This is a genomic window from Syntrophomonas sp. UBA5494 (assembly GCF_002426325.1).
Map to the genome: position 1 here is coordinate 4,926 of NZ_DIPG01000015.1, position 7,839 is coordinate 12,764.

7 protein-coding genes are annotated in these 7,839 nt (G+C 49.3%); all 7 read right to left on the bottom strand.

What is annotated here, in order from left to right; genetic code table 11:
- Positions 1 to 143: 143 nt before the first annotated feature.
- On the bottom strand, positions 144 to 692 hold the full coding sequence (yyaC, locus tag B3W37_RS01930; RefSeq protein ID WP_481038671.1) for a spore protease YyaC: 549 nt from the start codon (positions 690 to 692) through the stop codon (positions 144 to 146).
- Between the two features lie 9 nt (positions 693 to 701).
- Entirely contained in the window at positions 702 to 1,814 is a 1,113-nt protein-coding gene (gene hisC, locus B3W37_RS01935; protein WP_483174617.1) for a histidinol-phosphate transaminase, read from the bottom strand.
- Between the two features lie 279 nt (positions 1,815 to 2,093).
- Complete coding sequence (gene speE, locus B3W37_RS01940) at positions 2,094 to 2,924, bottom strand: polyamine aminopropyltransferase (protein WP_483170542.1); 831 nt, start codon at positions 2,922 to 2,924, stop codon at positions 2,094 to 2,096.
- A 25-nt stretch (positions 2,925 to 2,949) separates the two neighbouring features.
- Positions 2,950 to 3,255, bottom strand: coding sequence for a hypothetical protein (locus tag B3W37_RS01945; RefSeq protein ID WP_483170543.1), 306 nt, complete (start codon positions 3,253 to 3,255; stop codon positions 2,950 to 2,952).
- The gene (locus B3W37_RS01950; protein WP_483170544.1) at positions 3,255 to 4,622 is read right to left on the bottom strand and encodes a replicative DNA helicase; all 1,368 of its coding nucleotides are present in this window, start codon (positions 4,620 to 4,622) and stop codon (positions 3,255 to 3,257) included. The genes B3W37_RS01945 and B3W37_RS01950 overlap by 1 nt, the downstream gene beginning before the upstream one ends.
- Before the next feature lie 45 nt (positions 4,623 to 4,667).
- On the bottom strand, positions 4,668 to 5,825 hold the full coding sequence (locus B3W37_RS01955; protein WP_483170545.1) for a DnaD domain protein: 1,158 nt from the start codon (positions 5,823 to 5,825) through the stop codon (positions 4,668 to 4,670).
- Between the two features lie 231 nt (positions 5,826 to 6,056).
- A complete protein-coding gene (locus tag B3W37_RS01960) occupies positions 6,057 to 7,655 on the bottom strand; it encodes an MBL fold metallo-hydrolase RNA specificity domain-containing protein (protein WP_483170546.1) in 1,599 nt (532 codons plus the stop codon).
- Positions 7,656 to 7,839: the final 184 nt, after the last annotated feature.

A 7,839-nucleotide genomic window follows, 5' to 3' on the forward strand; every position in this document is an offset into this window, starting at 1 on the left:
CTAATCCTCCTTAACCCTTTGGCAATATACAAAAAAGCCTCCCACCCGGGCGGATGGAGAGACATAACCCGCAATACCGCAGCTTGGCCGGGTATTGATTCAAATGAATGATAACACAGGTTAACTTTTTATGTAAATAACAATTAACTCCACTTGTTCCCGCATCTGGTGGCATCCCAATGGATCAAAGCCTGGCTGACCAGGTAGGCCATATGGTATACATGGGCCAGTGAACCATATGTGATGGGGCGGGCCGTGCGCTGATTCTGTCTGACCCCAACTACCCCGGTGATGGCCAGCTCTCCAACGGCTGGCAGGCGCTTGCCGACCGCTTTAGCCGGCAATACCGGACCCCGCCGGACTTTTATCGTGCCGATTTCGACCTCAGTCCCTACTGAGGCGTCGATGGCGATTTCAAAGCGGTCATGATGAGCCTCCTGTATCAGCCGGAGTTCCCGGGGTATATTGGAGGCGTGCAGGGGGTGATCCAGATCCCCATACACCGGAACCGAAATACCGGCCTGATTCAGCATGGAACCGGTCAACGGCCCAAAACAATCCAGAACATGACGGTCTGACCCGATGCACAGGATAACCGGCGGACCGGTGATGTCTTTTAAGGCATCGTCAATAACCGCCTGCAGCTGCACTGCAACTCCAGCTTCAGTATAATGCTTGCTGAAAAATACCATAAGTTTTCGTCATCCCTCAATTTCCTGTAAAACCGATTGCAAAGCTTTGATAAAACGCTGGTTTTGCTCCGGGGTCCCTACGGTTACCCGAATCGAGGTAGGGCATCCAAAGCTTTCGCAGCTGCGTATAATGACCCCTTTTTTGAGCATTCCCCGAAAAACCATTCCGGCATCCCGTCCGGTGTCAATAAATATAAAATTGGCCTCGGTAGGAGTGTATTCCAGCCCCAAACCAGCCAGGGCCTGGTATAAATAGGCTTTGCCGCAGCGATTCAATCTGAGGCTTTCGGCAATATGTTCGGCATCATCCAGTGCTGCCATGCCGGCATACTGCGCCAGGCTATTGATATTGAAAGGCTCTCTGACCCTTTCCAGGGTTGAGATTATCGCGGGGCTGCTGATGCCATATCCCAGGCGCAGGGCGGCCAAACCGTACAGCTTGGAAAAGGTTCGTAAAACGATGGTTTGCGGCCTTTTCTCCAATAACGCCTGGGCGCTCCTATACTCCGGGCTTTCCACATACTCGCTGTAAGCCTCGTCAATCACCAGCAGCACATCCCGGGAAAGCCGGTTTATGAATCCGCTCAACGCTTCCCCCGTCACCATGGTGCCGGTAGGATTGTTGGGATTGCATATGAATATGATCTTGGTTCTAGGGCTGACGCATTCCAGCATGGCCTTTAAGTCATGGGTGTTGTTCAGCAAAGGAACCTGGATGCATTTGGCCCCCATCACCGTGCTCACGAATTCATATTCCGAAAAGGTGGGATGCGGCAGTATGACCTCGTCGCCCGGATTCAAAAAGGCTTCCGCCAGCATCTTGAGGATCTCATCAGAACCGTTGCCCACTGCCACGCAGTCAGCATCCACCTGCAGCCTTAGGGCCAGTTTGGCTTTAAGGTCGCGGTAGCTGCTGTCCGGATAAATATGCATATCACCCAGATGTTCAATAATTGCCTGTTTGGCCAACGGCGCCGGTCCCAGCGGGTTCTCATTGGATGCCATTTTAATAACATCGGTAAGCCCCAGCTCCCGCTTTACTTCTTCAATTGGTTTGCCCGGCACATATGGCTTGAGATTGAATATCTGCGGCCTGGCCTGGCGGGCGATAAAGTCGTCCATCGCCAAACCTCCATTTGTTATTATATTACACCTTGCTTCTATCAATAACTCATTTCGCCTAACCCATGATCTTGACACATTGAAATATTCTCCGGGGCTTTAGGCCCGTTTCATGCGGCGCGCTTACTGCGATGTATTCCGAGTTAAAAACACAGGTGTTTCTTTCGGTTGGCCCGTCAAGAAACACCATACTCTAAACCTGATTGATTTATGCAGCCTGCAACAATCCTTCCGACCTTCTCACCAAGACCAGGTTTATGAACCGGTTTATCTACCGTACTACCCCAGTCTCTCCAGTATAAACTGCGGCAAAGCGAATGCCGCTCGATGAACATGTTTATTGTAATATTTTAAACCATTGATAATGGCTGTGTCATCAGCTATTTGCAAGGGATCATAAGTTTTGCTGGCGGCCGTGAAAGACCAGGGCCCGCTGACATAAGTGGGCACAGTGGCCAGATAAACCCGGGTTATGGGAAATATGTCTTTCAGGTTGGCGACAACGGTGTCAAATATCTGCCCGTAGTACAGCGGTGATTCGGATTGTACCGCCAGCATGCCGTCGTCAGCCAGGGCATTGTAAATATCCAGATAAAAGGAGCGGCTGTATAGCTGAATAGCCGGCCCCACCGGATCGGAGGAATCGATCAGAATCACATCGTATTTCTGCCCGGTTTCACGAACGTAATTAATGCCGTCATCAATATGGAGCCTGGTCCGGGGATCCTCAAAACCGCTGGCTACCCCGGGCAGGTATGCCTTGCATATTTCCACAACCCGGCGGTCAATCTCCACCATATCTACTCGGGCCACCTGCGGGTGCTTCAAAACCTCCCTCAGGGTACCCCCGTCTCCTCCGCCTATAATCAGCACCTGCTGAGGATGAGGGTGGCTCATCAACGGTACATGGGCTATCATTTCGTGGTAAACGAATTCATCCTTCTCCGTATACTGCACCGCTCCGTCCAGTATGAGGGTGCGCCCCCATTCCGCCAATTCGGCAATCGTCAATTCCTGGAATGGTGTGGTCTCTTGATGGAGTTGCTGGAGAACCTTCCATTGTACCGAATACCCCGGGGTATTCTGCTCACAAAACCAATGTCCTGCCATATTGTGTTACCTCCCATGCAAAAGGCTATTCACCCAGGTTGATCAGATCCCGCAAAATAAGCAGATTGTGCTCCAAATTGCTCTGGTCTTTAAAATCTACAGCTAATAGAGTAGCTTTTATAATATCGTCGACTTCGTTACAGTCTGCCCTGGGCTGCCATTTTTTTAACAGGTTAATCAATTCCCGCTGCTCCCGCTTGATTATCACCGTTTCCAACAGGTTGAGCAGGAAGTGTAATTCCCCGCTATCGATCCTGCCAGTTATAAATAAATCCATAATTGTTGTAGCAGTATCATCATAAAGCAATTTCCATTCAGCGTTGGTTGGCATCACCTGGCCATCCTTTCGGCATCCTTCATGGTTTGCTTCTGCAAGTCGAATTGAATGGGTATGCGCACCCCGCTGCGGCCATCCCGGTTTTTTTCAATGGATATGTAGTAATTGGGATTGACGTACTTTTTCAGTTCCTCATCCTCAGCCAGGTCTTCCCGGGGTATCGGACTTAACTTCAGCATTAGGTCGCTTTCGTTTTTCATCCGCTTGGCGCCTTGCAGAGTGCCGTCCGGATTCAGCTGCACCAGACACATCACCGCAACCTGCAGGTTCTGGGCCAGCATTTTCTGGGTTTTGACAATCTGTTCCAACATCTGCCATTCCTGCAAGCGCGGGTCATGCTTCTCCATACGCCCGATATAATCGATAATCATCAGGTCGATCTTCTTTTGCGTTTTGAATTTGCGCGCAATGGATATGGTTTTTTCCGGGGTCAAATTGGGACAGGGATAAGAATAAAAACCGCTGCCGCGCAATCGCGAATAACCGTTTAAGATGATAGACAATTCATTTTCATTGATATCTCCGATGCGGATGCGGTCATGATCGATCGAGGACAAAATCGACCCCCAGCGCAGAGCGATCTGCTGGCGGCTCATTTCAGTATTTAAATAGAGCATGCTCATGCCCTGATCAACTGCCACCGCTTTTGCGGTATGCAATGCAAACGCGGTTTTACCATGACCGGTCTGAGCCCCCAAGATGATCAGGTCGCCCGGCTTATACCCCAGGGTGATACGGTTAAGACTGTCGAATCCAGTGGTCAAACCATCCAAGGGTATAACCCCTTTGTGAACCTCCTGTATCTCCCGGTAACGCAGGAAACGCCTTTCCACTTCATCATAGCCCAGGCTGGCCATATCCTCGGGGGTGTCAACACGATCATCGATTTCCAGTGCGGTCAGGTTGGTAAGCTTTTCTTCGGCCTCCATCAACAGCTGCTCCACTTCCTGATCGCTCTCACTCTGCAGCAGTTCCATGCTGTTCTTTAAAAACTCCACAAACTTGCGCACCCTGGCTTTGTCCCGCACCCTTTTGATCCAGTATTTTATATTTTCGTCATCAATGTAGTGTTCGACAATATGCTTGAGTTCTTCTATATCCCGGGTGCTCTTCAACAGACCCAGGGAGTGTCCTTCTTTGAGAACCTCCACATAAGTAGGTCTTATTTCGCGGGCGAATAGGATACCGGTCAACTCGAAAATAGTGGCATGTTTGGGTGAATAAAAGTCCGCCGTGGTGAGGCTGTTTTGAGCCTCAATGCAGGCCTCTTCAGAGTGAAGCATTGAAGACAAAACCCTTTTCTCGCTCTCCAGGTCAAACATCATTTCATCTGATAGTTGTTGGCGGATACTAACGGGCATAAGTCACCATCCTAAATATAAAACGGGGATGCTCCCCGTTTTTAATTATACCTTAGTTTTGATTTCCTCGGCATTGGGTGGTATATAAATTTCATAATCTACAGCCGGTTTGGTTTTATTGCCAGGGGTTGCGCCGTCACCGCCCGCCCGTGTTTTCTGCTTCGATAGCTTGAAACTGCGCATCTCCGCGTCCACTTCCTCCAATTGGCGTATTTCTTTGCTCATCCAGTTTGACAAAACACTATCTACATATTCCAAGCCCCCGCTTTTGGTGCGCTGGCACATGATCTCACCGGCTTTCATGATCATGGCATGTGAAAAGCCCCAATCATAGCGCCATTTCTGATAAATGCGGCGCCTGGCCTCAGCTCCCATATCGATACCGGTAAAAGTGCCAAATTCCAGGAGGTCGGGATCAAAAGCCTGATTACGCTGCGCGGGCCCATTGTTGCGATCCACAAACCGGCTGAAGTATATTTCCATGCCATCCAAACTGCTGATGGCATATTTCTTTATGTCAGTGGCAATGTGACTGATTTCCCGAGGATTCTTAATGTTGCGTTCAAAACACAGCTCCAGCATGCATAAGAGCAGTTCGGGCTTTAAAGCCATATCGCCCAGCCAGCGCCGCAGTTCTGATACCATGGTGGGACTGATCAGGCTGCCGGTTTTCTCGGCAATGAAATCAGCCACCTTTTTAAAATCAGCCTGATTGACCGAATTTGGAGAGGTCTGCAGCTGTTGTTCCTGCAACTGCAGTTGCAGCTGCTCGATTTGATCTTGATACTCCTTTATAACCACTTTGACCCCGGCCGGCACGGCTTTCTCGCCTTGCACCGATAATTGGGGGTGGTCGCGAATCATAAGGCTCTCCAGCTTGTCCATTAAAGGCTCGATATAAACGGTCTTATCGACCGTTCCCTTGCCGGGCTCCGAAAGCGCAATGATACCGAGCTTTTCTAACCGGGACAGTTTGCGGGTCAGTTTCTGTTTGCTCAGGCATGGGCATACTTGCAGCATTTTGCCTATTTCCACCCCGGTATGGTAAAGTGGTTTGCCCTGTTGGTAGGCATATAAGATGGTGGTCAGGATCCCTATGTCATCGGTAGTGAGATCTAATTCCTTGGAATACTCAAAAATAATGCCGGGTACATTAACATTGCCCCAGCGCATCATCTCCAGAAAGGCAGATTTGTCAGCCATATAGAACATTCCTCCAACCAGCAGGTAAAGGCATTATAACATTATATTCCAAGCTCTAACAAGGCAAGTAATTTTGTGATTAACAAGCATTGACGTCCATAAATGGCGTTCAATCAGAATGAAATTTAAATGCAGAGAAATTTTGCAGCTTTCCAACCTTGACGGATACTGATTGCCATTTTATCGGGAAATCAACCGCCTAAAACAGCAGCCTGCCATACTTATATTTGATTAAAAACCCTGCCGGTTGAGCTGCTGTTCAATTTCCTGAATAGACTTCATGATTCTATCGTAACGTCCCTCTTTCCAGTTCTCCTTAAACATGTCATGCAGCTTTAGCGATAAAGCCAGATAGGCCTGCTCGGCTTGCAAAGCCTGTGGAACAGCACCTTCGCGGTACTCCATCTTGGCTTCCAGGTGCTCGGTCGCGCCCAAGGTAAACTCATCCAGCCACTGTGGAATATAAACCGGCAGGTTCATTTCGGTGCGGAAGTACTCGGCCAGAGAGTTCAGGGATTCATCTTCTCCATGCACCAGAAAAATTCCCTTGGGTGGGGTTACGAAATTCTGCACCCAGCTGGTCAGGCCGTTTTTATCGGCATGGGCCGAATAGGCCTCTATAAATTCGATGTCGGCTTTGACCGCCACCTTTTCCCCGTGAATGGTTACTATCTTCTCGCCGCTGAGGATCCGTTTACCCAGGGTGCCTTCGGCCTGATAACCCACAAATAAGACGGTGGCTTCCGGGCGCCACAGGTTGTTTTTCAGGTGGTGCTTGATGCGCCCCGCTTCGCACATGCCACTGGCTGATATAATGATGGTTTTCCCCTGGCGGGCGTTTATGCCCATCGATTCTTCCTGGGTTTTTGTATATTTGAGGTTTATTAGTTTCAAAGGATGCTGGTTGCTGTTTTCCTCAACGTATTGACGGGTTACATCATCGTAAAATTCGATGTGCTTCTGAAATATCTCGGTGGCTGCGATAGCCAACGGGCTGTCAATATACACGATAATCTCCGGATCCAATTTGCCTTGCACATTCAACAGAAATAAATCGTAAAGCAGATCCTGGGTTCTCTCCACGGCGAACGCGGGAATGACCAGGTTGCCGCCTTTGGCTACGGCCTTATTGATGACCTCCAAAAGGGCCTCACTGCGGCTGCTCAATTGAGGATGAAAACGACTGCCATAAGTGGATTCCAGAATGATATAATCACCATTTTCAATGGTGCTGGGATCTTTGACGATAGGCTGTTTGGAATTGCCTAAATCACCGCTAAACACTAGTTTAAGGCGCTTGCCGTCTTCTTCTATCCATAATTCCACGATGCAAGCACCCAGTATATGCCCGGCATCGCGCAGCCGCACCTGCACCCCGGGAGCAACATCGATGATTTCATCCTGGTTTATGGAGCGGAAATGCTTGAGGCATTTGAGCGCCTCATCAACGGTATAAATTGGCTCGATGGGGGGTTTACCAGCCCGGCTTAGCTTGCGGTTCTTGCGCTCCACTTCAGACTCTTGAATGTAGCCCGAATCCGGCAGCAGGATCTGGGCAAGCTCTTCTGTGGCATGACTGCAATACACCAAGCCTTCAAAGCCTTGTTTATACAGTTTGGGGATAAGTCCGATATGATCGATATGAGCATGAGTGGCGATCACGAAGTCGATAGATTTGGGGTTAACGGTGAATTCTTGATAATTTCGTTCCTGCAGGGTTCTCGGCCCTTGAAACATTCCGCAGTCTACTGCGAATCTGGTTTCTCCTGTTTCGATGACAAAAAATGAGCCGGTTACACTACGGGCAGCTCCTAGAAATCGCAGTTTCATTTGCTACGCCTCCGATATCTTTCTGCCCTTCATTATACCGTAACTTGGTTGATTAGACTGCAACTATTTTGCGGGCTTCGCGGTGCCGGGCCAGACTTTCAAAACCCTGGTAAAATTCTATGACCTCCATTTTGATGCGATTTATCTGGCTGCTCCTGATAGCCTGCTCTAAATTGGAAAACCC

Excerpts from the sequence above, each read along its gene's own strand:
- yyaC (WP_481038671.1), bottom strand. The coding sequence starts at position 692 with ATGGTATTTTTCAGCAAGCATTATACTGAAGCTGGAGTTGCAGTGCAG.
- hisC (WP_483174617.1), bottom strand. The coding sequence starts at position 1,814 with ATGGACGACTTTATCGCCCGCCAGGCCAGGCCGCAGATATTCAATCTC.
- speE (WP_483170542.1), bottom strand. The coding sequence starts at position 2,924 with ATGGCAGGACATTGGTTTTGTGAGCAGAATACCCCGGGGTATTCGGTA.
- B3W37_RS01945 (WP_483170543.1), bottom strand. The coding sequence starts at position 3,255 with ATGCCAACCAACGCTGAATGGAAATTGCTTTATGATGATACTGCTACA.
- B3W37_RS01950 (WP_483170544.1), bottom strand. The coding sequence starts at position 4,622 with ATGCCCGTTAGTATCCGCCAACAACTATCAGATGAAATGATGTTTGAC.
- B3W37_RS01955 (WP_483170545.1), bottom strand. The coding sequence starts at position 5,825 with ATGGCTGACAAATCTGCCTTTCTGGAGATGATGCGCTGGGGCAATGTT.
- B3W37_RS01960 (WP_483170546.1), bottom strand. The coding sequence starts at position 7,655 with ATGAAACTGCGATTTCTAGGAGCTGCCCGTAGTGTAACCGGCTCATTT.